Here is a 24,551-nt window from a genome sequence, read left to right on the forward strand (position 1 = left end):
GGGGGTGCCGCACGTCGTACCGCACGTCAGAGGGAGCGGTGCATGATGTGCAGCCCGACGTAGCCGTGCGTCGGATGCCGAAACCCTTCCGGGAGCGTCCCCAGCACCTCGAACCCGATGGATCGGTAGAGGTGCACGGCGGCTGCGTTCGTCTCCACGACGGCGTTGAACTGCATCGCCCGGTAACCGGCTGCACGCGCCCAGTCCACGGTGTACGCGCACAGCGCCCGGCCCACGCCCCGTCCGGAGTGCGCCGGGTCGACCATGTAGCTGGCGCTCGCGATGTGCGAGCCGTTCCCCATGTGGTTCCTGTTCATCTTCGCCGTGCCGAGCACCGTGCCGGCTTCGGTGACGGCGACGACCGTACGGTCCGGTGCCGGCAGGAGCCACCAGTCGCGGCCCTGCTCCTCGCTGAGATCGACCGGATAGGTGAACGTCTCGCCCGCGGCGACGATCTCCTGGAAGAAGGGCCAGATGGCGGACCAGTCCGCGGTGGTGGCTTCCCTGATCAGCATGCGGACAGGATGCGGGGACCGCGCGCAGGACGGCCAACGCTTTTTGCGCCCGGGGCTTCGCGGACCGGCGTGGCGGCCGCTGCCGTGATCAACGCCGGGCTGCAACGAGGCTCCACCGGACTCCCTCCTCCGACACCGGCCACCGTGCGGGACACGCTCACCGGCCGGCGCACGTGCTCGGTCCCTCCCACTCCACCAGCACGGCTCCAGCGCCGCCATCCGACCCGCCGAAGCCGTGGCGGAGAGTCGGAAACCGCACCCCGTGCACGTCAAGCGGTGGCGCTGCGGAGCACCCCGATCAGCTGCGTCACCGTCTCGGCCATCGACGTACGGGCGACGGCCAGGTAGCGGCGGCAGTCCACGACGTCCGGGTGGGCGGGCAGGAACTCCCGCAGCGCCCCCGTCATCGCCAGATTCAGCGCCGTGCCGATGTTGACCTTGGCGATGCCGCCCGTGACGGCGGCGGTGAGCTCGCCGTCCGGCACGCCCGACGAGCCGTGCAGCACCAGCGGGACACCGGCCGCGGGGCCCAGCCGCCGCAGGAGGTCATGGTCGAGGACCGCGGTGCGGCTCGTCATCGCATGGCTGCTGCCGATCGCGACGGCGAGCGCGTCGACGCCGGAGACGGCCACGAACGCCCGCGCCTCTGCGGGGTCGGTACGGGCGCCCGGCTCATGGGCGCCACGCGGCGGCGGGACGTCCGCGGCCCGGCCGGCACCGTCCCCGGTCGCCGTCCGCCCATCCGTCCCGGCCGGTTTCTTCCCGCCCACCTCACCCAGTTCCGCCTCGATCCACAGTCCCCTGGCGTGGGCCCAGTCGGCCGCCGCCCGGGTCGCGGCGAGGTTCTCCTCGTACGGCAGCCGTGCCGCGTCGTACATGACCGAGCTGAAGCCGGCGTCGGCGGCCTGCCGCAGCAACGCGTCGCTCTGCACATGGTCGAGGTGGAGTCCGACGGGGACCGCCGCCTGCTCGGCGGCTGCTGCCGCCGCCCGGGCCAGCGGCAGCAGCCGCCCGCCACGGAACGCGACCGCGTTCTCGCTGATCTGGAGGATCACCGGGGCCCGCGCGGCCTCGGCGCCCCTGACGACGGCTTCGACGTGCTCCAGCGTGATGACGTTGAACGCGGCGACGGCGGTGCGGGCGGCGGCGGCTTCGGCGACCAGCGCACCGGATGCGGCGAGGGGCACGGTTCTCCTTCCCTTCCCATCGAATGTCCGGGCGGTCCGGCTGGCTCACCGGCCGCACGGCTCACCGGCGATCCAGCAGGGGGTGTCAGGAGCCGGACGGTGTGAGGATCACCGAGCGGGTGAGGTGGCGGGGGCTGTCGGGATCCAGGCCGCGCGCGGTGGCGACGGCGACCGCGAGCCGCTGGGCCCGCACCAGGTCGGCCAGCGGATCGCGGCGACCGCTCTCGACCCACCGGCCGCCCGTGCCGCGCACCTGGTCAGCCAGGCCCTCGGGAGCCTCGCCGAACATCCAGGTGGCGGTGCCGTCCGTGGTGATGCTGATGGGTCCGTGGCGGTACTCCATAGCCGGGTAGGCCTCCGTCCACGCCTGGGCCGCCTCCCGCATCTTCAGCGCCGCCTCGTGGGCCAGGCCCACCGTCCAGCCGTGTCCCAGGAAGGTGAACTGCGTGCAGTCCGCCAGCCCTTCGGGCAGCGGCTCGTCGAGCGCGCTGCGGGCGTCGGCGACCACGGCCTCGGTGTGCAGGCCCAGATGGGCGCGGAGCAGGGTCAGCGCGGTGGTGGCGAACCTGGTCTGCACGACCGAGCGCTCATCGGCGAAGTCGAGCACGACCAGGCGGTCGGCCACGTTCATCACGGGCGTGTCCGGGTCGGCGGTGACCGCTGTGGTGCGGATGTGGCCCCGTAGCGTGGCCAGCAGGTGGAGCACCTCGGACGTGGTGCCGGAACGGGTGAGCGCCACCACCCGGTCGTAGGACCGCCCGAGCGGGAACTGCGAGGCCGCGAACGCGTCCGTCTCGCCCTGACCCGCCGTCTCGCGCAGCGACGCGACCGCCTGGGCCATGAAGTACGAGGTGCCGCAGCCGACGATCGCGACCCGCTCACCCGCGGCGGGCAACGCCGAGGCGTTCTCGCCCGCGAGCTCGGCGGCGCGGGACCAGCACTCCGGCTGGCTCGTCAGCTCGTTCTCGACATGGGTCATGCCGCGCCTCCCCTGGTTGATTGTTTCTGCAAGATATCCCGCAGTTGCGAGCATCATCAAACATAGGGAGCAGGTGATCTGCGCTAAAGTCACCGCACCCGCCGCCCGTGGGCCGTACGGAAGGAGACGCGGATGTCGCGGGACACCCGCTGGACCACGCTGCTGGAACTGCTGGCGGCGCGCGGCCGGCTCGACGTGGCGGAGGCGGCGGCCGAACTGGAGGTGTCCGAGGCGACCATCCGGCGCGACTTCGACCAGCTCGCCGAGCAGCAGATGCTGGTGCGCACCCGGGGTGGCGCCGTGGCGCACGGCGTCTCGTACGAGCTGCCGCTGCGCTACAAGACCGCCCGGCGCGCCCCGGAGAAGCAGCGCATCGCCGCCGCCGTCGCCGACCGGATCGCACCGGGCGAGGCGGTCGGGCTGACCGGCGGCACCACCACCACCGAAGTGGCGCGCGCCCTCGCCGTCCGCCCCGGCCTCGCCTCCGGCACCCCCGCCCTGACCATCGTGACCAACGCCCTCAACATCGCCACGGAACTCGCCGTGCGCCCCCAGTTCAAGATCGTGGTGACCGGCGGGGTGGCGCGCGCCCAGTCCTACGAACTGATCGGTCCCCTGGCGGACGGGGTGCTCGGACAGATCACGCTCGACGTGGCGGTGCTGGGCGTGGTCGGCTTCGATCCGGAGCACGGGGCCACGGCACACGACGAGGCGGAGGCGGCGATCAACCGGCAGCTGTGCGAGCACGCCCGGCGGGTGGTGGTGGCCGCGGACTCCAGCAAGCTCGGCCGCCGCGCCTTCGCCCGGATCTGCGGCACGGGCCAGGTGCACACCCTCATCACGGACCGCGCGGCGGCCCCGGAGGAGCTGGCACGGTTCGAGGACGCCGGCGTCCGCACCATCGTGGCCGGGTGAGGCAGCCCCTGCCCCCGGCATCTGCATCTTCACAGCCACCCGTTCACAGCCACCCGCCACGTGTCACCCGCCCCCCGTCACGTGTCACGTGTCACTTCCCCGGTGGCTGCGACTCCGTGGCCCATGCCCCCTCGGGTCCGCCTGTCCCCGGTCTCCGCCTCCCGCCCCCTGTCGCCGCATTCCGCCTCCCGCGGCCCGATCGTTCCTGCAATTCCCTTGTCCCAAGGGGGCCGGATACCTAATCTGACTTTGTGCCGATTGTGAACAAATTCGCGCCGGCCTCGACGGCGCACGATCCGGAGACCCGTTCCCTCGTGCGGTTGCGCGCTGCCGTGACGGTGTTCTTCGCGCTCGACGGATTCGTCTTCGCCGGCTGGGTCGTGCGCATTCCCGCCGTCAAGGACCAGACGCATGCCTCGGCGAGCGCGCTGGGGCTGGCCCTGCTGGGCGTCTCGGCGGGCGCGGTGATCACCATGATGGTCACCGGGCGGCTCTGCCGGCGCTTCGGCACCCATGCGATGACGGCGGTCTGCGGCGTTCTGGTGCCCCTGAGCGTGGCCCTGCCGCCGCTCACCCACTCGGCGGCGGCGCTGGGCGGCGTCCTGCTCGTGTTCGGCGCGGCCTACGGCGGTCTCAACGTCGCCATGAACAGCGCCGCGGTGAACGTCGTCGCCGCGCTCCAGCGGCCCGTCATGCCGAGTTTCCACGCCGCGTACAGCCTCGGCGGCATGATCGGATCAGGCGCCGGCAGCCTGGTCGCCGGGCATCTCAGCCCGACCCGCCACCTGTGCGCACTCGCCGCCGCCGGACTGCTGATCGCCGTGCTGTCCGGGCGCGTCGTGCTGCGCGAGCCCGTACCGGTTCCCGGCGTGCCACGGGAGTCGGTCCGCCGGGCGGCGCCCGCATCCGAAGCCCGGGCGGCTGCCGCCCCGTCGCGCTCCGAAGCGAAGCCCGTCGTGGGGAAGGGTGCCGGGCTGGACGCCGGGCCGGACGTGCCGGCGACGGCCGACGGTGCCGCCGAGCCGGGTGGTGCACTCGCGCCCGCCACGACCACCCGACCGTCCGGTGCCGGCGCGCCGACGGCCGGCGGCCACGTGCCCGGTCACGGACCGGGCCCGCGCCCCGACCACGCCGAGGACCCGGCCGGTCCCGCGGGTTCCGGCGCGCCGCACCCCCCACGGCTCGACGCCGGCACCCGCGGCCTGGTGATCGTGTTCGGTCTGATCGCCCTGTGCACGGCCTACGGAGAGGGTGCCCTCGCCGACTGGGGCGCCCTGCACCTGCACCAGGACCTGGCCGCCGACCCCGGCATCGCGGCCACCGGATACGGCGCGTTCGCCCTGGCCATGACGGTCGGGCGGATCACCGGCACGGCGCTGCTGGAGCGGCTCGGACGGACCCGCACCCTGGTGGCGGGCGGCGGGACGGCCGCCCTCGGGATGCTGCTCGGGTCGCTGGCGCCGACGTGGTGGGCGGCGCTGCTCGGCTTCGCCGTCACGGGCCTCGGCCTCGCCAACATCTTCCCCGTCGCGATGGACCGCGCGGGTGCGCTCGCCGGGCCGAGCGGTGTCGCGATCGCCTCCACGCTCGGATACGCCGGGATGCTGATCGGGCCGCCCGCGATCGGGTTCATGACCGACTGGTTCTCGCTGCCGTCCGCCCTGACGAGCGTGGCCGTGCTGGCCGCACTCGCCGCGGTCGTCGGGTACGCGACCCGAAACGCCGGGCAGACCTGACGGCCACACGGCGGTCGTCGGCCGCCGGCCACCGGTCGCCGGTCTTCGCGTTGCCCGCTCGGCCCGCCCGCCGTCAGCCCAGCCAGCCGGGCCGCACCAGGCCGGATTCGTAGGCGAGGACCACCAGCTGGGCGCGGTCGCGTGCGCCCAGTTTCACCATCGTGCGGCTGACGTGCGTCTTCGCGGTGAGCGGGCTGACGACCAGACGGCGGGCGATCTCCTCGTTCGACAGGCCGATCCCCACCAGGGCCATCACCTCGCGTTCCCGCTCGGTGAGTCCGGCGAGCGACTCCGCCGCCGCGGGCTCCTTGGAGCGCGCGGCGAACTCCGCGATGAGACGCCGGGTCACGCCCGGTGAGAGCAGCGCGGCCCCGTCGACCACCGCCCGGACCGCACGCACCAGTTCATCGGGCTCGGTGTCCTTGACGAGGAAGCCGGACGCCCCTGACCTGATCGCCTCGAAGACGTACTCGTCGAGTTCGAAGGTGGTCAGCATGACGACCTTGACGTCCCGCAGTTCGGGATCGGCGGTGATCCGTCGGGTCGCGGCCAGCCCGTCGCTCACCGGCATGCGGATGTCCATCAGGACCACGTCCGGCCGCAGCTCACGCACCGTGCGCAGCGCCTCTTCGCCATCGGCCGCCTCACCCGCCACCTCGATGTCGGGCTGGGCGTCCAGCAGCGCCTTGAAACCGGCTCTGACCAGGAGCTGGTCGTCGGCGAGCAGTACCCGGATCAACGGTCCTCCCCGTGCTTGTCGCGTGGCAGTACGGCGGACACCCGGAAACCACCGTCGGGGCGCGGGCCCGCCTCGATCGTGCCACCAAGAGCGGCGGCCCTCTCCCGCATCCCCGCAAGACCCTTGCCGCTGCCGCCCGCGTCGGTGCCGGTCGCCGGGCCGTCGTCGTCGATGCGCAGCCGCACCGCCCGCTCGTCGTACCGCACCTGCACGCGTGCCTCGCGCGATCCCGAGTGCCGCACCACGTTGGTGAGCGCCTCCTGAATGATGCGGAAGCAGGCCAGGTCGAGTCCCGGTGGCAGGGCGGGAGGTGTGGCGGTGTCCCCGCGGCCGGTGGGTGCGCTGCTGTCCGGTGTGGCGGGTGTGCCGGCGGTGCCCTGTGTCCTGCTGGCATCACGCGCACCGCCGGTGCGCCCGGTGCCACCGGGGCCGCCGGTGCCACCAGTGCCGCCGCACCGTGCGCCCGTCGCCTTCCGGCCGGTCCCGGTGCGCTCGGCGGCTCCCTTCGTGGTGGCGGCGGAGGGCTCGGCGCCCGGCGCGTGCACGGTGTCGACGGTGACCGTCAGGCCGGCGCTCGCGGCCTGGTCGACGAGTTCGGGCAGCCGGGCGAGGCCCGGGGCCGGGGCACGCGGTGCGGCGCCCGGTGCGCGCAGGGTGTCGAGCACGTGGCGCACCTCCCCCAGCGCCTCCTTGCTCGCGGTCTTGATGGTGGTCAGCGCCGTGCGTGCCTGTTCCGGGTCGGAGTCCAGGAGCGCAAGGCCCACACCCGCCTGGACGTTGATCACCGAAATGCTGTGGGCGAGCACGTCGTGCAGTTCGCGCGCGATCCGCAACCGCTCCTCGTCGGCCCGGCGCCGGGCCGCCTGCGCCCGCTCGGCGCGCTCCTTCGCCCGCTGCTCACGCCTAACGCGGACGAGTTCGGAGACCGCGACCACGGCCAACGCCCAGGCCGCGATGCCGATTTCGCTCGGCCAGGGCGTGGCACCGTCCCCGGGCGGCGGCAGATAGGCGTACAACCAGTGGGACACCAGCAGGTGCCCGACCCACAGCAGCCCGATCGCCATCCAGGCGACTCTGCGATGTCCGGCCACCACGGCGCTGAAGCAGCCGAGGGCGACGGTGAGCAGGACCGGCCCGTACGGGTATCCGGCCGTCAGGTAGCACAGTGTCGCGGCCGCCGTTCCGAACGCCACCGGCACCGGGTTGCGCCACCGCCACAGCAGCAGCAACGCGCTCGCCACCAGCAGCGCCACGCCGAGCCCGTCCAACTGCTCGCGTCCGGGTTGGCCGCGTCCGGCGAAGCGGGTTCCGACGACGACGAAGACGGTCACCACCAGCGTGGAGCGCCATGGCCACTGCGGCCGGCCGGGCCGGTCGGCCCCGTCCTCCTCCAGCCGGCCGGCCCAGGGCGGGCCGTACCGCCACCGGCGCCACGGTGGCTCGGACCGGCCCGGGTCCCGGCCGCCGGGCGGGCGGGTGCGCTCTTCTGCCATGCCGCCACGCTAGACGGCGCACACGGCTCGTGGCGTCCGCCCGCCGTGGTGATCAGGCGTACTCCGCCGGGAGTAGCCGTGAAGGCCGGGCGGACGGGCGGCGGGCTCTCCCTCAGGGCGCCGGGACGGTACCGCCGCTGCCCTTGGCCGACGGGCCCGGGAGGCCCACGTCCCGGGCCAGCCGGCCCACGGCGTGCACGAAGAACGCCTCGCGGTCCTCGACGACCCGGTGGAACTGTCCGAACACCTCGAACCCGATCAGGCCGAACAGCTGCGCCCAGGCCGCCACCAGCGCCGCCACCACCCCGGGCGGCAGATCGGACGCCAGGTCCGCCGCCATCCGTGCCGCCTCGCCCTTGACCTGCGCGGTGAGCGGCGGCACCTCGACCCCACGGTCGCGTACGGCGTCCCGGACGACGTCGATGAGCAACCGCCCCACCCTCGCGGCCGGCGGCACGGTCGTCTCGGGAGCCTGGTAGCCGGGCACCGGAGAGCCGTAGATCAACGCGTACTCGTGCGGGTGCGCAAGCGCCCAGCCGCGCGCCGCCGTGCAGACCGCGATCCAGCGTCCGTGCGGGTCGGCGCCCCGCTCGGCGGCCGTGGCGTGGGCGCCCTCCGCCGCGGCGCCGAGGCTGTCGTAGGCGTCGATGATCAGGGCGGTCAGCAGGTCGTCGCGGCTGGGGAAGTAGCGGTACAGCGCGGAGGAGACCATGCCGAGCTCGCGCGCCACAGCCCGCAGCGACAGCCGGGCGGCGCCCTCGTCGGCGAGTTGTCTGCGGGCCTCGTCCTTGATCGCCGCCGTCACCTCGATACGGGCCCGGGCCCGGGCTCCTCGCGTGGCACTCATGGCAGGAGTCTGACACAGGTGCGTGAGCACCGCACACAAACGTGAGCACTGCTTACACGGCAGCGTGGCGCCGCGATCAAGAGCGGCGCACTATTTCGAGAGCAGTGCTCTTGCAAGATGCGCCCAAGCGAGGCAGACTTCTCAGCACACGAAGTCGAGAGCACCGCTCTCGAAATAGAGCAGCGCACCCAGTAGCGCACCCAGCTATGCGCTCCACCCAGGAGGAAGCCATGACAGCGACGCACTACGAGCAGCCCCAGCGGCTCGACCGGAAACTGAGCGCGACCGTCGGCTGGCTGGCCCGGCACGGCCTCAGCCTGGCCGGCTCGGCGGAACTCTCGGTGCGCGGCCGCTCCAGCGGCGAGTGGCGTCGCGTGCCCGTCAACCCGCTGTCACACGAGGACGGTTGGTACCTCGTCTCGGCACGCGGCGATTCCCAGTGGGTGCGCAACATGCGGGCGGCGGGCGGCGGGCAGCTCCAGGTCGGGCGCCGGACCCAACAGTTCACCGCGGTCGAGCTGCCCGACGCGGAGAAGCCCGCGGTCCTGCGGGCGTACCTGGACAAGTGGGGTTGGCAGGTGAGCCGCTTCTTCGGCCCGGTCACCGCCGGCTCCACCGACCCCGAGCTACTGGCCGCCGCCCACCGTCACCCGGTCTTCCGGCTCACCGTCACGCAGTGAGCGGGCATCCCGTGTCACGCGGTGAGCCGGGCTCCCGCACACCGCCCGACCCACCGACGAACCGACCCCGTCAGCGGTCCATCGCGTTCAGCACGCGTCCCGCGACCGGATGGGTGCGGACGATCTCGGCCAGTGTGGTCGAGCCACGGGTGATGCGGGTGAACGCCTTCCACGCGGGACGGAATCCGGTGAGCGCGGCGTGGAACATGCCGGGGCGGCGCTCGAAGACGGTGAGCATGCGCTTGCCGACGCTCATCTCCACGCCGAGCCCGGCCTTCACGGCGAAGGCGTAGTTGAGCGCCTGACGGCGGGCGTCCACGGCGTCCTGGGCCTCGGCGATACGCACCGCCCACTCCCCCGCGAGCCGCCCGGACCTGAGCGCGAAGGAGATGCCCTCGCGCGTCCAGGGCTCCAGCAGTCCCGCGGCGTCCCCACAGACCAGCACCCGCCCGCGGGACAGCGGCGAGTCCTCGCTGCGGCACCGGGTCAGATGGCCCGAGGAGATGCTCGGCTCGAAGCCGGCGAGGCCGAGCCGGGCGATGAAGTCCTCCAAGTACCGCTTGGTGGCGGCGCCTTCGCCGCGCGCCGAGATCACGCCGACGGTCAACGTGTCCCCCTTCGGGAAGACCCAGCCGTAGCTGCCCGGCATCGGCCCCCAGTCGATCAGCACCCGGCCCGCCCAGTCCTCGGCGACCGAGTCCGGTACCGGGATCTCCGCCTCCAGGCCGAGGTCGACCTGGTCGACCTTCACGCCCACATGGGCTCCTATGCGGCTCGCACTGCCGTCCGCCCCGACGACGGCGCGGGCCAGCAGGGTCTCGCCGCCCTGGAGCACGATCGCGACGGTGCGCCGGTCCGGCACGGCGGGCCCGTGCTGCTCCACGCGGGAGACGGTGACGCCGGTGCGCAGTTCGGCGCCCGCCTTCTGGGCGTGCTCGACGAGTTGCTGGTCGAACTCGGGGCGGTTGATGAGGCCGAACAGCATGTGCGAGGAGCGCCGGGTGCGGCTGTACTTGCCGTCCAACGAGAAGGTGACCGCCTGCACCCGGTCACGGAGCGGCAGTTCGAAACCGGGCGGCAGCGAGTCGCGTGACGGGCCGATGATGCCGCCGCCGCAGGTCTTGTAACGGGGCAGTTCGGCCTTTTCCAGAAGCAGCACACGACGCCCGGCGACGGCGGCCGCATACGCGGCACTGGCTCCCGCGGGTCCCGCCCCCACCACGACGACGTCCCACGCCTGCCGAGCGTCATCCGAAGAGTTGTCGCTGCTCACGATGGTCTACCGCTCCCGATCCGCCGTCTGGGACACCTTAGGGGGGCATCCTACGGCGGCCCTCGCCGCCCCCGACCTCGGGAGGATCATGAAAGATGCCCCCGGAGCGGACGAGTGGCAGCACGAGCCACGGGCATACCGGGTGATACCTCCGCACACCCGGCTGGAATGCTTGCAACGGCGCGCTGCGTGCCGGCCTGGCCGGCACCGGCCGGGCCGGGACAACGGATCCGCCCATCCGGCATACGATCGCAGGCGAAGCACGGGACGCTCCGCCGATGCGTGACCCGCTGCACCACCCGAACACCGCGTCCACCAGGAGCATGCTCATGCCGCCGAATTCGATCGCCGAGACCGTAGCGTCCCTCATGCCGAGGGCCAAGGAGGAGCTGACGGAGCTGGTGGCCTTCCGGTCGGTGGCGGAGTTCACGACGTTCCCCCGCAGCGAGAGCGAGGCCGCCGCCACCTGGGTGGCCACCACCCTGCGCAACGAGGGCTTCAGAGACATCGCCGTGCTGGACACCCCGGACGGTACGCAGTCGGTCTACGGTTTCCTGCCCGGCCCGCAGGACGCACCGACCGTCCTGCTCTACGCGCACTACGATGTGCAGCCCCCGCTCGACGAGGCGGCCTGGACCACGCCCCCGTTCGAGCTGACCGAGCGCGACGGCCGCTGGTACGGGCGCGGCACGGCGGACTGCAAGGGCGGCTTCATCATGCACCTGCTGGCGCTGCGCGCGCTGCGCGCGGCGGGCGGCGTACCGGTGAACGTGAAGATGATCGTCGAGGGTTCCGAGGAGCAGGGCACGGGCGGCCTGGAGCGGTACGCCGAGCAGCACCCGGAGCTGCTGCGGGCCGACACCATGGTCATCGGCGACGCGGGCAACTTCCGCGCCGGCCTGCCGACGGTGACCGTCTCGCTGCGCGGCATGACGCTGCTGCGGGTGCGCGTCGACACCCTGGAGGGCAACCTGCACTCGGGGCAGTTCGGCGGCGCCGCACCCGACGCGCTGGCCGCGCTGGTACGGATCCTGGACTCGCTGCGCGCGGACGACGGTTCCACGACGGTCGACGGCCTGGTCGACGGGGTGGCCTGGGAGGGCCTTCAGTACCCGGAGGAGGACTTCCGCAGGGACGCCAAGGTGCTGGACGGCGTGGCGCTGATCGGCTCCGGCACGGTCGCCGAGCGCATCTGGTCGCGTCCCGCGGTCACCGTGATCGGTATCGACTGCCCGCCGGTGGTCGGGGCCACCCCGTCGGTGCAGGCGAGTGCGCGCGCCCTGGTCAGCCTGCGGGTGCCGCCGGGCCTCGACTCGACCGAGGCGACCAAGCTGTTGGCCGCCCACTGCGAGGCGCACGCCCCGTGGGGTGCCCGGGTGCACTTCGAGCAGACCGGCCAGGGCCAGCCGTTCGGCGCGCACACCACGAGCCCGGCCTACGCGGCGATGGCCCGTGCGATGAGCGAGGCGTACCCCGGTCAGGAGATGCAGTACGCGGGCCAGGGCGGCTCGATCCCGCTCTGCAACACCCTGGCCCAGCTGTATCCGGAGACGGACATCCTGCTGATCGGCCTGAGCGAGCCGGAGGCCCGCATCCACGCGGTCGACGAGAGCGTGTCGCCCCAGGAGCTCGAGTCGATGGCGGTCACCGTGGCGCTGTTCCTCCAGCACTACGCGCAGGGCTGAACCACCCGCGGGGTCTGCGGCGGGCTTCCGGCGTCGTGGCCGGCGGGCCCGTCCCGCAGACCCCCGCGCTCGCCCGCCTCACACCGGTACCCCCGCCTCCAGGTACACCGCCGCGCCGCGCTCGCGGGCGCGCAGGGCCCAGCGCAGCCGCTCGTAGCGTATGGGCGGCAGCATGGTCGCGGCCTCCTGCTCGGTGACGAAGCGCCAGTCGCGTAGTTCCGGGCCGGGCAGCAGCACGCTGCGGGCCGTACCGCGGTTCAGCCGTCCGCCGTCGAAGAGCAACCGCAGTCCCCCGTAGCCGGGGGGCACGGGTGACTCCCAGTCCACGACGAGCAGGCGGGGCACGTCGGCGAGCCTTATGCCGGTCTCTTCGGCGACCTCGCGCATCCCGGCCCGGGCGGGTGCCTCGCCGGGCTCGACGACCCCGCCGGGGAACTCCCAGCCCGGCTTGTAGGTGGGGTCGACCAGCAGCACCCGGTCCTGGTCGTCGAAGAGCAGCACTCCGGAGGCGAGCGTCTCCGCGGTGGGCTCCGGGGTCTGCACGATGTCGCAGACGGGCGCGGCACCGGTGCGTACCGCCGTCGCGATCCGCAGGGCGGTCTCGCGCGGGGTCAGGTCGGTGTTGTCGACGAGGTAGGCGTCGCCGGCGAGCCAGCCGGCGAGCGCGTGACGGTAGGGCTCGATGTGGTCGTAGCACCACTCGCGCCGCGCCCGCTGCTCGTCCTCGGACAGGTCGGCCGGAGCCGGCCGGTTGGCGATACGGGTACGCAGGATCGTTTCGGCCGGGGTGAGGAGCAGATGCCGCACCGTGATCCGGCGGGCCGCGAGCGAGCCGAAGATCTCGTCGCGGTACTCCTGACGCAGCAGGGTCATGGGCACCACGAGGACGCCGCCCACCTCGGCGAGCAGTGCGGCAGCGGTGTCCACCACCAGCCGCCGCCAGATGGGCAGGTCCTGGAAGTCGCTCACCTCGGCGAGGCGTTTGGCGGGCAGCAGGGTTCTCAGTTGCTCGCCGAGGACCTCGGGGTCGAAGAAGACGCTGTTCGGGATCACGTCGATCAGTTCCCGTGCGACGGTGGTCTTCCCCGCACCGAACGCACCGTTGATCCAGACGATCACGGTTCCCCCTCTTCTGTCGCCCCCTGTGGCTTGCCCGCAACACCGGGCAGCGGAAACCAGCCCCGATCAGATCCGCACGGCCCATCCGCCCGCCACCCGCGCCAGACCACCGGCCGAACCGGCGTCCGCCCCTCGGCGACCCGTTCCTGAGCAGGCGAGACGTCCTGCGCCCCGCCTCGCTCACCGCGTCCGACTCCCCACGAACTCCCCACGCGGACGCCCGCACCGTGCCGCCCGGCAGTTTTCGCTCCCCACTGCCGCCGGAACGCCGATGAAGCCCGCCGGACCAGCCGTCACCCCTTCGTGGACCCCAGCGTGAGTCCCGCGATGAAGTGCCGTTGCAGGAGCAGGAACACCACGATCGTCGGCAGCGCGACCAGCACGGATCCGGCGGCCAGCAGGTTGTAGTCGGTGAAGAACTGGCCCCGCAGGCTGTTCAGGGAAGAGGTGATGGGCAGCTTGTCCGGGTCGGAGATGAAGATCAGGGCCCAGAGGAAGTCGTTGTAGACCCAGGTGAATTCCAGGGTGGCGAGCGCGGCCAGGGCGGGCCGGCAGAGCGGCAGCGCGATCCGCCAGAACTGCGTCCATACGCCCGCACCGTCGACGATGGCCGCTTCGGTGATCTCCTGCGGCAGGGTGCGCATGAAACTGGCCAGCACGAAGACGCAGAATCCCAGCTGGAATCCGATGTTGACGAGGATCACGGCCCAGTACGAGTCGTAGAGGGTCATCGAGTCGGACATCCACCAGGGCAGCGGAATCCTGTTGAAGATCACGTACAACGGGGTGACGAGGACCTGCTGCGGAAGCAGGTTCCCCGCGGTGAAGAACATGAGCAGGGGAATGCTGCCGCGAATCCGCAACCGGGCGACGGCGTAGGCGACGAACGCCGCGAGGAAAAGCGTCACGATGACCGCCGGAACCGCGATGATCAGCGTGTTGGTGAAGTACTTCCCCATGCCGGACTCGGTGAAGGCCCGCCGGTAATACGTGAACGACAGATGCCTCGGCAGCGAGAAGTAACCGTATTTCGAGGTCTCCTCGTAGGGGCGCAGCGACGCGTACACGGCGAGCAGCAGCGGGGCGAGGAAGGCGAGCGAGACCGCGAGCAGAAAGGCATGGACGCCGAATCGGCCACGCCGCGCCGGGCGTCCTGGCCTGCTGTCCGTGGTGAGCGGAGCGGGGGCGGGAGTGGTGTGCAGGCCGGCCGTCATCCTTCTTTGGCTCCTCTCAGCTCTTGGACCAGGAATGTCACGACGAAACCGAGGGAGACGGCGAGCAGTACGACCGCGATGGCCGAGCCGAATCCGATACGGCTCGCCTCGCCGATGATGTTGTCGGTGATGAGCACGGAGAGCAGTTCGAGGCCGTTGCGCCCCTTGTTGACCGCATAAACGATGTCGAAGGCCCGCAACGCCTCGATCACGGTGATGACGCCGACGATGACGTTGACCGGGCGCAGCGCCGGAAAGGTGACGTGGAAGAAGGTCTGCCGTGTGCTGGCGCCGTCGATCGCGGCGGCTTCCGCGAGCGCCGGATCGACCGCTTTCAGGCCCGCCAGATAGAGGATCATGACATAGCCGACATGCCGCCAGCCGGCCGCAAGCATGATCATCCAGAGGTTGATGTGCGCGTCGCCGAGCCAGTCGATCGGATGCTCGGGATTGCCGAGAATGGTGTTCAGCACGCCCTGGTCGGTACCGAGGATCAACTGGGCGATGAAGCCGACGACGGCGAGCGAGAGCACCACCGGCATGTAGATCACGGACTGGTAGAAACGGCTGAAGCGCACACCCCGGTCGATGAGCACGGCGAGCAACAGGCCGAAGGGTGTGGCGATCAGGCCCAGAAAGGCCAGCCACAGCAGGTTGTGCCGGACGGCGGGCCAGAACGACGGATAGTTGTGGACGAGGTTGTCGTAGTTCTGCCCGCCCACCCCGTGAATGGTGCCGATACCGTCCCAGGCGGTGAACGACAGCCCGACGGAGGCCACGGTCGGCCCCCAGACGATGCCGATGTCCAGCAGCACGGGTATGCCGAGGAGCACGCCGAGCACCGCGAGATCGCGGCGGGTGAACCGCCGCGATCTGCGAGTGGCACGCCGCGCGTGGGTCAGCCGCACGTCGTGTAATCCTCCTGTTCGTGCTGTGAAGTCAGTTGGTGGTGCGCTCTCGGGAGTTCGTACAGCGCCGTCGAGCAGGACTCGATGGAGCCTCGATCAGCCGACCGGCTGAGAGAAGATGGTCTTCTTCTGCCGCTCGATGCCGTTCACGAGCCCGTCCACGTCCTTCGGGTTGCCGATGAAGTCCTGGATCGCCTTGATCATCACGGTGCTCGCGAAGTCGGGGCGGGTGTCACGGTCCATGAACTGCGAGATCTGCTTGGCGTTCGAGACCAGGTCCACGGACTTCTTCTGCAGGGCGCTGTACTTGGCGGTGTCGGCTCCGTCGTTCACGGCGATGTTGTTCGGGTCGCCGGCCAGATAGAGATCCTCGGCCTTGGGCGTGCCGAGGAAGCGCAGCAGGTCCTTGGCCGCGTCCACGTTCCGGGACTTCTTGGCGATCAGGAATCCGTCGATCGGCGCTTCCACGGCGTCCTGGCCGTAGGCCGGGTCGATTTCGGGGAAGGCGAAGAAGTCGATGTCCTCCTGCTCGTTCTTGGGGAACTGCTGGCCCGGGTGGGGCATACCGAAGACGGCCATACCGGCGGTGCGCTTCTGCAACCCCTGCGCGGCCTCCTCCCACGTGCGGCCGAGCGCCCCCGGCTGGCAGTACTGGAGCAGTTCACGCCAGAGGTCGAAGACCTTCTTCACCTTGGGGCCGTTCCAGGCCTCCTCACCGGCCATCAGCGACTTGTGGAAGTCATAGCCGTTGGCCCGCAGATTGATGTAGTCGAAGGTGCCCATGGCGGGCCAGCCGTCCTTGTCGGCGAAGGCGACCGGCGTCTTGTCCTTGCTCATCTGCTTGGCCAGGGCGATGAAGTCGTCCCAGTTCTCGGGCGCCTCATAGCCGCGCTGGGAGAAGAGGCTCTTCCGGTGGAAGACCGCCCACGGGTAGTAGTAGAACGGCACGAAGTACTGCTTGCCGCCGTGCGAGGACTGCTGCTTGATGGCCGCGCTGAAGCCCTTGAGGTCCTTCCACACATCGCTGATCTCGATCAGCAGGCCTTTCTCGGCGAAGTACTGCATGCGGTATCCGGCGAACCACATGAAGACGTCGTCCGGCCTGCCCTGGAGATAGCGGTTGATGTTCTCCTGGAAGTCCTCGTGGTTCTGGGTGTTGACCTTGACCTTCTTGCCCGACTTCTTCTCGTAGGCCTGGAAGGCGTTCCCGTACGCCTTCTTCGGCACCGCATCCGATGCATTCGACCCGATGCTCACCGTGTTGCCGTCACCGGGACCCTTGCCACAGGCAGCCAGCAGGGCGGGTAGCGTGACGGCGCCCGCAGCTGCCGCCGTCGTTCGTAGCAGACCACGCCGAGACATCGGATGTATTCGGGTTTCGCCAGCTGTCTGGCGGGTCCCAGGGTTGCCGAACGATGACTGCGCCATGTCCCCTCCTCGGGGTCACCCCTCATCTCGCCCATCACGAGGTTTGGATCACACGCCACACCATCAGCCCATGTCAAGAGGTTTGGCACGGTCCACAGGAAACGCTGCGATACCGTGCCTTACGCCTCCTGACCAGCCGGCGGCGCGAGCCGCCGCGACGTCCGGGACGGTGTGCACGGTGGCCGCAGCTGCTCCGACGAGTCCGGCATCCGTACCCATCAGCGCAGGCGTCACCGTCAGGTGCTGCACGAAGGAGAGCGTGGCGTAGTCACGCAGGGCGCGGCGCAGCGGAACGAACAGCACATCGCCGGCCTTTGCCACCCCACCGCCGATCACCACGATGTCGATCTCCACGAGGGTGGCGGTGGCGGCGATGCCGGCGGCCAGCGCCTGGGCGGCACGCTCGAACGACGCCACGGCCGGCGGATCCCCCGCGCGCGCCGCCTCGGCGACCGCGGCGGCCGTGGTGTCGCCGCTCGGGCCGGGCCGCCAACCGAGGTCGAGCGCCCGTCGCGCGATGTTCGGGCCGCTCGCGATCCGCTCCACGCAGCCCCGCGACCCGCACGGGCAGAGGTCACCGTCCAGATCGACGCTGATGTGCCCGATGTGCCCGGCGTTGCCGGTGGGCCCCGGATGCACTCTGCCGCCCAGCACCAGACCGCCGCCGACACCCGTGGAGACCACCATGCACAGGGCGTTGTCATGGCCGCGGGCCGCGCCCTGCCAGTGTTCGGCCGCGGCGATCGCGACACCGTCCCCGATCAGCTCGACGGGCAGCTCACCGGTCACCTCCCGAACCCGCGCCACCAGCGGATAGTCACGCCAACCAGGCACGTTCACCGGGCTCACCGTGCCGTGGGAGGCGTCCACGGGTCCCGCGCTGCCGATCCCGACGGCCCGGGCGCGCGCCCACAGGGGCGAGCCGGTCAGCTCGCCGAGCACCTCCGCCACGGCACCCATGACGGTGTCACCGTCCTCCCGCGCGGGCGTCGGACGCTGGGCGCGCAGTAGAATCCCGCCGCCGCCGTCCACCAGCGCTCCGGCGATCTTGGTGCCGCCGATGTCCAGCGCGGCGACGAGGTCGGTGTGCATCAGTGTGAGATCTCCAGGTGAAAGGGCAGGCCGGAGAGTGGCCAGAGAACACGGGCGCCCTAGTCTCCCCCCGGGCTGACAACGTTGTCCAGGCCGTATGCTCGTGACCCCGTCCGCGCGGGGAATCATCCGTTCATGACGACAGGACTGGACACCGTGGCCGAGACCACCCGCAAAGCCGACAACCGCTACGGCAATCGTCCGACGATGAAGGACGTCGCGGCACGGGCCGGGGTGGGCCTGAAGACGGTCTCCCGAGTGGTCAACGGCGAGCCGGGCGTGACCGCCGACACCGAACGGCGCGTCCAGGAGGCCATCGACGCGCTGAACTTCCGCCGCAACGACTCGGCACGTGTCCTGCGCAAGGGCCGCACCGCCAGCATCGGTCTGGTCCTGGAGGATCTCGCCGACCCGTTCTACGGCCCGCTCAGCAGGGCCGTGGAGGAGGTGGCACGGGCCCACGGCGCGCTGCTGATCAACGGTTCGAGCGCCGAGGACCCGGGACGTGAGCAGGAACTGGCGCTCGCCCTGTGCGCCCGCCGGGTGGACGGTCTCGTGGTCATCCCGGCCGGTGACGACCACCGTTACCTGGAGCCGGAGATCAAGGCCGGCGTGGCCACCGTCTTCGTGGACCGGCCCGCCGGGCGGATCAACGCGGACGTGGTCCTCTCCGACAGCTTCGGCGGCGCACGTGACGGTGTCGCGCATCTCCTCGCGCACGGTCACCGCCGGATCGGCTTCATAGGCGACCAACCGCGCATCCACACCGCCGCGGAGCGGCTGCGCGGCTACCGGGCCGCCATGGAGGAGGCGGGCATCACCATCGAGGATTCCTGGATGTCCCTGGGTGCGACGGATCCGCACCGGGTCCGGCGGGCCGCCGAGGAGATGCTGGCCGGCCCCGACGCGGTCACGGCCGTCTTCGCGGGCAACAACCGCGTGACCGTCACGGTGGTTCGGGTGCTCGCCGAGCACGGCCACCGGGTCGCCCTGGTGGGCTTCGACGACTTCGAACTCGCCGATCTGCTGCGCCCGGGCGTCACCGTCGTCGCCCAGGACGCCGCCCAACTCGGCCGCACCGCCGCGGAGCGCCTCTTCAGCCGCCTCGACGGTGCGCCGCTCGCCCCGCAGCGCATCGAGCTCCCGACCCGGCTGATCACCCGGGGGTCCGGGGAGGTTCCCCCCGCCGGCTGAGCGGGCCACCGCCGAGCTTCGGGGGTGCGCCCCCCCTCAAGCCCTCACGCCCTCAAGCCCTCACGCCCACCGCGGGGAGCCCGAGGGGACCCGGGGCAGGACCCCTCGGAGACCCCTCGGAGGGCCGGCGTCCCCGCCCCCTCTAGATTCACGGCGTGACTGAACCCGCCTACCTCGCCGCGGTCCGGGAGTCGTACGACACCGTCGCCGCGGACTACGCCGCCCAGGTCAAGGCCCCGGCCGAGCTGGATCCCCTGTCACGCGCGATGCTCGCCGCGTTCGCCGAGGTGGTGAAGACGGCCGGGCGCGGACCGGTCGCCGACCTGGGGTGCGGCCCCGGCAAGGTGACCGCGTACCTGGCCCGGCTGGGGGTGCCGGCCTTCGGTGTCGACCTGTCGCCGAAGATGGTCGAACTGGCCCGAGCGGCCTATCCGGAGCTCCGGTTCACCGTCGGCTCCATGACCGCGCTGGAGTTCGACGACGAGGAACTGGGCGGCATCCTGGCCTACTACTCCACTCATCACACACCGCCGGAGCTGCTCCCGCTCGTGTTCGCCGAGTTCCACCGCACCCTGGCCCCCGGGGGCCATCTGATGGTGGTGGGCCATGTGGGCGACGGCGAACGGCGGCGTCCCGTCACGGCCTACGGCGGCCATCCCGTGTCGTACGAGTCCCATCTGCTGCCGCCGGCCCGGATCGCCGGGTTGCTGGGCCGGTCCGGACTGGCCGTCAGCGCGGAGCTGGTGGTGGCGCCCGCCGCGGGGATGACACGGACGTTCGCCACCTTCATGGCCCGCAAACCGGAGTCGTCCTCGGAAACCCGGCCCCGTTGATCCCGGTCGCATCACCCGGGCCGGATCAGGCCGGCGTGGGCCGCCCCGCGGCGAACGATTCCAGTTCGGCCCGGGTGAGCCCGGTGCGCAGGGTGACCTCGTCGCCGTCCAGGGCGCCGCAGTCCAGGCCGCGCAGCAGATGGCCGCTGAGCGACCGGGCCGTGGCGGGTTCGTCGAGCACACCGCCGCCCCGTCGCTCGGCGTAGGCCGCCAGCCGGTCGGCGGCCTCGGCGAACCCTTCGCGGTAGAACGCGAACACCGCGGCGTAGCGGGTGGGGAGGTGACCCGGGTGCATGTCCCAGCCCTGGTAGTAGGCACGGGCCAGGGCGCGGCGGACGAGGCGGTGGTGCAGCCGCCAGGCGTCGTGCACGCGTGCGGTGCCGCCGACCGGGAGCACATTGCTCGAGCCGTCGCACACCCGCACGCCGGTGCCGGCAGCGGCGACCTGCATCACGGCCTTGGCGTGGTCGGCCACCGGGTGGTCGCTCGCCTGGTGGGCGGCGCTCACGCCGAGCGCGGCACTGTAGTCGAAAGTGCCGTAGTGCAGGCCCGTGGCCCGGCCCTGGGACGCCTGGATCATGCGGGCGACGGTGGCGGTGCCGTCCGCGCCCAGGATGGCCGGCGCGGTCTCGACCTGGATCTCGAAGCCGATCCGTCCGTGCGGCAGCCCGTGCGTCGCCTCGAACACGTCCAGCACCCGGGCCAGGGCCAGCACCTGCTCGGTGTGGCTGACCTTCGGGAGGGTGAGCACCAGCCCCTCGGGCAGCGGGCCGGCCGCCAGCAGGCCGGTGAGGAAGATGTCGAGGGTGCGCAGCCCGCGGTCGCGCACCGCGGGCTCCATCCCCTTCATCCGGATGCCCGTGTACGGCGCCCAGGTGCCCTGGGCGCTGCCCTGCGCCACCAGCCGGGCGGCCTGGGCAGCCGCCGCGTCCTCCTCGGGGTCGGGACGGATGCCGTAGCCGTCCTCGAAGTCCACCCGAAGGTCTTCCACCGGTTCCCGGTCGAGCTTGGCCCGGACCCGCTCGTGGACGGGCTTGGCGAGGTCATCGGCGAGGCCCAGGACGGCGGCGAACGCGGCGGCGTCCGGGGCGTGCGCGTCCAGGATGTCGAGGGCCTGTTCGCCCCAGGTGCGTGGGGTCGTGGGAGTGAGGGCGTCGGCGGGAACGTAGACGGTGTGCACGGGCCGACGGGTGCCGGGATCGCCCGGGTACCGGTGGGCGAGGTCGGCGTCGACGGGGGCGAGCAGCGCGCCGATCTCCTCGGAGAGGCCGCTCGGAAGAGAGGTCGTCACGTTCTCGTGCGGATTCACGCGTCTGCCACCTGCCTCCGTATGCCGCCGGGCACCGGACGACCCCGACCCGGAGGAATCAACAATCTGTTGAACGAAAGTATGCGGCGGACCGCCCCGCGTCAACGGCGCCGGCACCGATGCGAAGCGGCCGGTTGCCCCCGTGCACGACGGCCCCGTGCACGACGACGGGCCGGGGTCGCACGATATTCGCCACCGTGCGACCCCGGCCCGTGCGGAGGACTCCCCTGGGGGGAGGTCGTGCTCAGCCCTTGCGGGCGGTGACCTCGTCCGTCAGCTGCGGGACGACGTTGAAGAGGTCGCCGACGATGCCGTAGTCGACCAGGTCGAAGATCGGGGCCTCGGCGTCCTTGTTGATCGCCACGATCGTCTTGGAGGTCTGCATACCGGCCCGGTGCTGGATCGCACCGGAGATGCCCGACGCGATGTACAGCTGCGGCGAGACCGTCTTGCCGGTCTGCCCCACCTGGTGCGAGTGCGGGTACCAGCCCGCGTCCACCGCGGCACGCGAAGCGCCCACCGCCGCGCCCAGCGCATCGGCCAGCGCCTCGATGACCGCGAAGTTCTCCGCGCCGTTCACCCCGCGCCCGCCGGAGACCACGATCGCGGCCTCGGTCAGCTCGGGACGGCCCGTCGACTCACGCGGCGTGCGCGAGACCACCTTCGTGCCCGTGGCCTGCGCGCTGAAGGAGACGGCGAGCGGCTCCACCGTCCCCGCGGCGGGCGCCGGCTCCACCGCGGCCGAGTTCGGCTTGACCGTGATCACGGGCGTGCCGTGGGTGATGCGCGAGGTGGTCGTGAACGACGCGGCGAACACCGACTGCGTGGCCACCGGGCCCTCGTCGCCGGCCTGGAGGTCGATGGCGTCGGTGATGATGCCCGAGCCGATGCGCACCGCCAGCCGGGCGGCGATCTCCTTGCCCTCGGCGGAGGACGGCACCAGCACGGCGGCCGGCGAGACGGCGTCGTAGGCGGCCTGCAACGCATCGACCTTGGGCACCACGAGGTAGTCGGCGAACTCGGGTGCGTCAGCGGTCAGCACGCGTACCGCACCGTGTTCACCGAGGGTTCCGGCGGTGGCTTCGGCGCCGGAACCGAGCGCGAGGGCCACGGGCTCGCCCAGCCGGCGGGCCAGCGTGAGCAGTTCGAGGGTGGGCTTGCGGACGGCACCGTCCACGTGGTCGACGTAGACCAGAACTTCTGCCATGGGATTGCTCTCCTGCACGTACGAAAAAGGGCTCGGGCAACGGGGGACGGGACCTGGGGCCTGGCCGCGCGAGAAGGTCGCACGCGCAGCCGGGCCGGTGGCCGGTGGCTAGATGAACTTCTGCTCCGCCAGGTAGCCGGCCAGCTGCTTGCCGCCCTCGCCCTCGTCCTTGACGATCGTGCCGGCCGTGCGAGCCGGACGCTCGGTAGCCGCGTCCACCGCGGTCCACGCACCCGCCAGGCCGACCTCGTCCGCGTCGATCTCCAGATCCTCCAGATCCAAAGACGTCACCGGCTTCTTCTTCGCGGCCATGATCCCCTTGAACGACGGGTACCGCGCCTCACCCGACTGGTCCGTCACCGACACGAGCGCCGGCAGCGACGCCTCGAGCTGCTCGGAGGCCGCGTCACCGTCACGACGACCCGTGACGACACCGTCCGCCACGGACACCTCCGACAGCAGCGTCACCTGCGGCACGCCCAAGCGCTCCGCGAGGACGGCCGGCAGCACGCCCATCGTGCCGTCGGTGGAGGCCATCCCGCAGACCACCAGGTCGTACCCGGTCTTCTCGATCGCCTTCGCCAACACCAGCGAGGTACCCATCACATCGGTGCCGTGCAGGTCGTCGTCCTCCACGTGCACGGCCTTGTCAGCGCCCATCGACAGCGCCTTGCGCAGCGCGTCCTTGGCGTCCTCCGGACCCACCGTGACCACGGTGATCTCCGCGTCGTCGGCCGCGTCGGCGATCTGCAACGCCTGCTCGACCGCGTACTCGTCCAGCTCCGACAGCAGGCCGTCGACATCCTCCCGGTCGACGGTCAGGTCCTCGGCGAAGTGCCGGTCGCCTGTGGCGTCGGGCACGTACTTCACACAGACAACGATCCTCAAGCTCACGCCGGCTCTCCTACTGCCTCGTCATTGCTTCGGCTGCCTTCGCAGGCAGCATATGCGCCTGGAGCGGGCATATCCGGTCGGGGCGGTCCCCCTGCCGCCCCTCAATATTACTCGCCAGTACAGCCAAGAGCCTGCCCGCTGAGCAAGCGCTTTGAACTGTGATGTTCGCAACGCTCTGTAACCACGGGGTGCGCAAGCATCGGCGGTGGCGCGTCCTACTGGTCGCGCAGGACCCGGAAGCCGCCCTCGTGGTAGAGCAGCGGCCGTCCCACGCCCGTGGCGTCGCCGTCGACGGGCTCGGCCAGGACGATGCGGTGATCGCCGGCGGGCACCCGGGCCACGACGCGGCAGACCAGCCACGCGGGCACGTCCCCCAGAATCGGGACGCCGCCGGTGCCGGGACGCCAGCGGGTGGGTGGGCCGAACCGGTCGGCGCCGCTGCGCGCGAAGGTCGCGGCGACCTCGTGCTGGTGCTCGCCGAGTATGTGCACCCCGACATGCGTGGCCCGGGATACCGCCGGCCAGCTGGACGCGGTCAGGCCGATGCCGAAGGACAGCAGCGGCGGATCGAGGGAGACCGAGGTGAGCGAGGTGGCGGTGAAGCCGACCGGCACCTCGCCACCTGCGGTGATGACGGCTACGCCGGCCGCGTGGCGACGGAAGACGGCGCGCAGCAGCTCGGGGGTGTCAAGGGAACCGGAGGTGGGGAACGGGGCGGAGCCAAGGTCGGGCGAGGCCGTCATGGAGTCATCCTTCTGCGGGAGAGGAGGGTGGCCGGGTCCTTCGCTGCTCAGCTCTCCGGACAACACGCGCTCGCGGTATGAGCGAGGTTCCTGTGCACTCGCGCGATGAAGTGACGTTGTCCGGGCATGACATCAGGCTGACGACACAGCGGGGTGCGGTCAAGAAGATCACGGGATTCTGGGACACGCGTCACCGTGGGCAGCCGGCCGGTCGTGGTCACACGGCCTCCCCCAGGGCCGCAACGACGTCCACCTTGCGCGGCTGGCCCGTCGCACGGCGCACGATGTGCCCGCCGGCGTCGAGCACCAGCACGGTGGGCGTCTTCACGATGCCCAAGGACCGCACCAGGTCGAGATGATGCTCGGCATCGACCTCGACATGGGCGACCCCGGGCACCATGGCCGCGACATCGGCGAGAATCCGCCGGGTGGCTCGGCAGGGCTGGCAGAACGCGGTGGAGAACTGGAGGAGGGTGGCGCGCTCCCCGAGCGGCCGGCCCAGCTGCACGGCCCCGATGCGCTCGCCGTCGTCGCCCTGACGCACCCGCGCCCTCCGTCCCT

At 71.6% G+C, this 24,551-nt stretch carries 23 protein-coding genes; 6 read left to right on the forward strand and 17 right to left on the reverse strand.

Translation table 11 applies throughout. The features are described 5' to 3' along the window. Positions 1-26 precede the first annotated feature (26 nt). The 3 genes from NQO67_RS06040 to NQO67_RS06050 form a co-directional block, all read right to left on the reverse strand. A complete protein-coding gene (locus NQO67_RS06040; protein ID WP_255947590.1) occupies positions 27-515 on the reverse strand; it encodes a GNAT family N-acetyltransferase in 489 nt (162 codons plus the stop codon). Between the two features lie 269 nt (positions 516-784). Then, positions 785-1,702 (reverse strand): class II fructose-bisphosphate aldolase, encoded by a 918-nt coding sequence (locus NQO67_RS06045; RefSeq protein WP_255947592.1) that lies wholly within the window; start codon positions 1,700-1,702, stop codon positions 785-787. Positions 1,703-1,787: 85 nt separating this feature from the next. Beyond that, entirely contained in the window at positions 1,788-2,681 is an 894-nt protein-coding gene (locus NQO67_RS06050) for an SIS domain-containing protein (RefSeq protein ID WP_255947594.1), read from the reverse strand. A gap of 132 nt (positions 2,682-2,813) precedes the next feature. Between NQO67_RS06050 and NQO67_RS06055 the strand changes: the two genes are divergently transcribed. Together NQO67_RS06055 and NQO67_RS06060 are read left to right on the forward strand one after the other, a co-directional pair. Then, the gene (locus NQO67_RS06055; RefSeq protein ID WP_255947596.1) at positions 2,814-3,596 is read left to right on the forward strand and encodes a DeoR/GlpR family DNA-binding transcription regulator; all 783 of its coding nucleotides are present in this window, start codon (positions 2,814-2,816) and stop codon (positions 3,594-3,596) included. Positions 3,597-3,847: 251 nt separating this feature from the next. Further along, on the forward strand, positions 3,848-5,332 hold the full coding sequence (locus NQO67_RS06060) for an MFS transporter (RefSeq protein WP_308295620.1): 1,485 nt from the start codon (positions 3,848-3,850) through the stop codon (positions 5,330-5,332). Positions 5,333-5,405: 73 nt separating this feature from the next. Here NQO67_RS06060 and NQO67_RS06065 read toward each other — a convergent pair whose 3' ends face one another. The 3 genes from NQO67_RS06065 to NQO67_RS06075 form a co-directional block, all read right to left on the reverse strand. Further along, complete coding sequence (locus NQO67_RS06065; RefSeq protein ID WP_255947598.1) at positions 5,406-6,071, reverse strand: response regulator transcription factor; 666 nt, start codon at positions 6,069-6,071, stop codon at positions 5,406-5,408. Beyond that, positions 6,068-7,564: a sensor histidine kinase gene (locus tag NQO67_RS06070; RefSeq protein WP_255947600.1), complete on the reverse strand. Its 1,497-nt coding sequence runs from the start codon at positions 7,562-7,564 to the stop codon at positions 6,068-6,070. Before NQO67_RS06070 ends, NQO67_RS06065 begins: the two co-directional genes overlap by 4 nt. 112 nt (positions 7,565-7,676) lie before the next feature. Further along, positions 7,677-8,411 carry a TetR/AcrR family transcriptional regulator gene (locus NQO67_RS06075; protein WP_255947602.1) on the reverse strand — a complete coding sequence of 245 codons (735 nt, stop codon included), beginning with the start codon at positions 8,409-8,411 and terminating at the stop codon, positions 7,677-7,679. A 230-nt stretch (positions 8,412-8,641) separates the two neighbouring features. On the opposite strand from NQO67_RS06075, the gene NQO67_RS06080 reads away from it, so the two are divergent. Next, positions 8,642-9,091: a nitroreductase family deazaflavin-dependent oxidoreductase gene (locus NQO67_RS06080; RefSeq protein WP_255947604.1), complete on the forward strand. Its 450-nt coding sequence runs from the start codon at positions 8,642-8,644 to the stop codon at positions 9,089-9,091. A 70-nt stretch (positions 9,092-9,161) separates the two neighbouring features. Here NQO67_RS06080 and NQO67_RS06085 read toward each other — a convergent pair whose 3' ends face one another. Next, positions 9,162-10,364: a geranylgeranyl reductase family protein gene (locus tag NQO67_RS06085; RefSeq protein WP_255947606.1), complete on the reverse strand. Its 1,203-nt coding sequence runs from the start codon at positions 10,362-10,364 to the stop codon at positions 9,162-9,164. Between the two features lie 329 nt (positions 10,365-10,693). Here NQO67_RS06085 and NQO67_RS06090 point away from each other — a divergent pair, with 329 nt between their 5' ends. After that, positions 10,694-12,049, forward strand: coding sequence for a dipeptidase (locus tag NQO67_RS06090; protein WP_255948457.1), 1,356 nt, complete (start codon positions 10,694-10,696; stop codon positions 12,047-12,049). Positions 12,050-12,127: 78 nt separating this feature from the next. On the opposite strand, the gene NQO67_RS06095 is transcribed toward NQO67_RS06090, so the two are convergent. The 5 genes from NQO67_RS06095 to NQO67_RS06115 form a co-directional block, all read right to left on the reverse strand. Continuing rightward, complete coding sequence (locus NQO67_RS06095) at positions 12,128-13,168, reverse strand: NUDIX hydrolase (RefSeq protein ID WP_255947608.1); 1,041 nt, start codon at positions 13,166-13,168, stop codon at positions 12,128-12,130. Positions 13,169-13,461: 293 nt separating this feature from the next. Further along, complete coding sequence (locus NQO67_RS06100; RefSeq protein ID WP_255947610.1) at positions 13,462-14,382, reverse strand: carbohydrate ABC transporter permease; 921 nt, start codon at positions 14,380-14,382, stop codon at positions 13,462-13,464. Continuing rightward, complete coding sequence (locus tag NQO67_RS06105; RefSeq protein WP_255947612.1) at positions 14,379-15,290, reverse strand: carbohydrate ABC transporter permease; 912 nt, start codon at positions 15,288-15,290, stop codon at positions 14,379-14,381. Before NQO67_RS06105 ends, NQO67_RS06100 begins: the two co-directional genes overlap by 4 nt. A 96-nt stretch (positions 15,291-15,386) precedes the next feature. Beyond that, on the reverse strand, positions 15,387-16,652 hold the full coding sequence (locus tag NQO67_RS06110) for an ABC transporter substrate-binding protein (protein ID WP_255947614.1): 1,266 nt from the start codon (positions 16,650-16,652) through the stop codon (positions 15,387-15,389). A gap of 129 nt (positions 16,653-16,781) precedes the next feature. Then, positions 16,782-17,810, reverse strand: a complete 1,029-nt coding sequence (locus tag NQO67_RS06115; protein ID WP_255947616.1) for an ROK family protein — start codon at positions 17,808-17,810, stop codon at positions 16,782-16,784. 135 nt (positions 17,811-17,945) lie between these two features. On the opposite strand from NQO67_RS06115, the gene NQO67_RS06120 reads away from it, so the two are divergent. Together NQO67_RS06120 and NQO67_RS06125 are read left to right on the forward strand one after the other, a co-directional pair. Next, positions 17,946-19,004 (forward strand): LacI family DNA-binding transcriptional regulator, encoded by a 1,059-nt coding sequence (locus NQO67_RS06120; protein ID WP_255947618.1) that lies wholly within the window; start codon positions 17,946-17,948, stop codon positions 19,002-19,004. A 155-nt stretch (positions 19,005-19,159) separates the two neighbouring features. Next, positions 19,160-19,837, forward strand: a complete 678-nt coding sequence (locus NQO67_RS06125; RefSeq protein ID WP_255947620.1) for a class I SAM-dependent methyltransferase — start codon at positions 19,160-19,162, stop codon at positions 19,835-19,837. Positions 19,838-19,862: 25 nt separating this feature from the next. On the opposite strand, the gene NQO67_RS06130 is transcribed toward NQO67_RS06125, so the two are convergent. The 5 genes from NQO67_RS06130 to NQO67_RS06150 all read right to left on the reverse strand — a co-directional run bounded on the left by NQO67_RS06130 (position 19,863) and on the right by NQO67_RS06150 (position 24,534). After that, complete coding sequence (locus tag NQO67_RS06130; protein ID WP_255947630.1) at positions 19,863-21,146, reverse strand: DUF6986 family protein; 1,284 nt, start codon at positions 21,144-21,146, stop codon at positions 19,863-19,865. 244 nt (positions 21,147-21,390) lie between these two features. After that, positions 21,391-22,353 (reverse strand): electron transfer flavoprotein subunit alpha/FixB family protein, encoded by a 963-nt coding sequence (locus NQO67_RS06135; protein WP_255947632.1) that lies wholly within the window; start codon positions 22,351-22,353, stop codon positions 21,391-21,393. 108 nt (positions 22,354-22,461) lie between these two features. Continuing rightward, the gene (locus NQO67_RS06140; protein WP_255947634.1) at positions 22,462-23,247 is read right to left on the reverse strand and encodes an electron transfer flavoprotein subunit beta/FixA family protein; all 786 of its coding nucleotides are present in this window, start codon (positions 23,245-23,247) and stop codon (positions 22,462-22,464) included. Positions 23,248-23,462: 215 nt separating this feature from the next. Further along, positions 23,463-23,990, reverse strand: coding sequence for a flavin reductase family protein (locus tag NQO67_RS06145; RefSeq protein WP_255947636.1), 528 nt, complete (start codon positions 23,988-23,990; stop codon positions 23,463-23,465). Positions 23,991-24,207: 217 nt separating this feature from the next. After that, a complete protein-coding gene (locus NQO67_RS06150) occupies positions 24,208-24,534 on the reverse strand; it encodes a thioredoxin family protein (protein ID WP_255947638.1) in 327 nt (108 codons plus the stop codon). Between the last annotated feature and the right edge of the window lie 17 nt (positions 24,535-24,551).

It is taken from the genome of Streptomyces odontomachi, from assembly GCF_024435355.1.
Taxonomy (GTDB): Bacteria; Actinomycetota; Actinomycetes; order Streptomycetales; family Streptomycetaceae; genus Streptomyces; species Streptomyces odontomachi.

Coding starts and splice junctions, on each gene's coding strand:
- NQO67_RS06110 (WP_255947614.1), bottom strand. CDS start 16,652: ATGTCTCGGCGTGGTCTGCTACGAACGACGGCGGCAGCTGCGGGCGCC.
- NQO67_RS06090 (WP_255948457.1), top strand. CDS start 10,694: ATGCCGCCGAATTCGATCGCCGAGACCGTAGCGTCCCTCATGCCGAGG.
- NQO67_RS06135 (WP_255947632.1), bottom strand. CDS start 22,353: ATGGCAGAAGTTCTGGTCTACGTCGACCACGTGGACGGTGCCGTCCGC.
- NQO67_RS06115 (WP_255947616.1), bottom strand. CDS start 17,810: ATGCACACCGACCTCGTCGCCGCGCTGGACATCGGCGGCACCAAGATC.
- NQO67_RS06055 (WP_255947596.1), top strand. CDS start 2,814: ATGTCGCGGGACACCCGCTGGACCACGCTGCTGGAACTGCTGGCGGCG.
- NQO67_RS06080 (WP_255947604.1), top strand. CDS start 8,642: ATGACAGCGACGCACTACGAGCAGCCCCAGCGGCTCGACCGGAAACTG.
- NQO67_RS06070 (WP_255947600.1), bottom strand. CDS start 7,564: ATGGCAGAAGAGCGCACCCGCCCGCCCGGCGGCCGGGACCCGGGCCGG.
- NQO67_RS06050 (WP_255947594.1), bottom strand. CDS start 2,681: ATGACCCATGTCGAGAACGAGCTGACGAGCCAGCCGGAGTGCTGGTCC.
- NQO67_RS06120 (WP_255947618.1), top strand. CDS start 17,946: ATGACGACAGGACTGGACACCGTGGCCGAGACCACCCGCAAAGCCGAC.
- NQO67_RS06075 (WP_255947602.1), bottom strand. CDS start 8,411: ATGAGTGCCACGCGAGGAGCCCGGGCCCGGGCCCGTATCGAGGTGACG.
- NQO67_RS06145 (WP_255947636.1), bottom strand. CDS start 23,990: ATGACGGCCTCGCCCGACCTTGGCTCCGCCCCGTTCCCCACCTCCGGT.
- NQO67_RS06100 (WP_255947610.1), bottom strand. CDS start 14,382: ATGACGGCCGGCCTGCACACCACTCCCGCCCCCGCTCCGCTCACCACG.
- NQO67_RS06040 (WP_255947590.1), bottom strand. CDS start 515: ATGCTGATCAGGGAAGCCACCACCGCGGACTGGTCCGCCATCTGGCCC.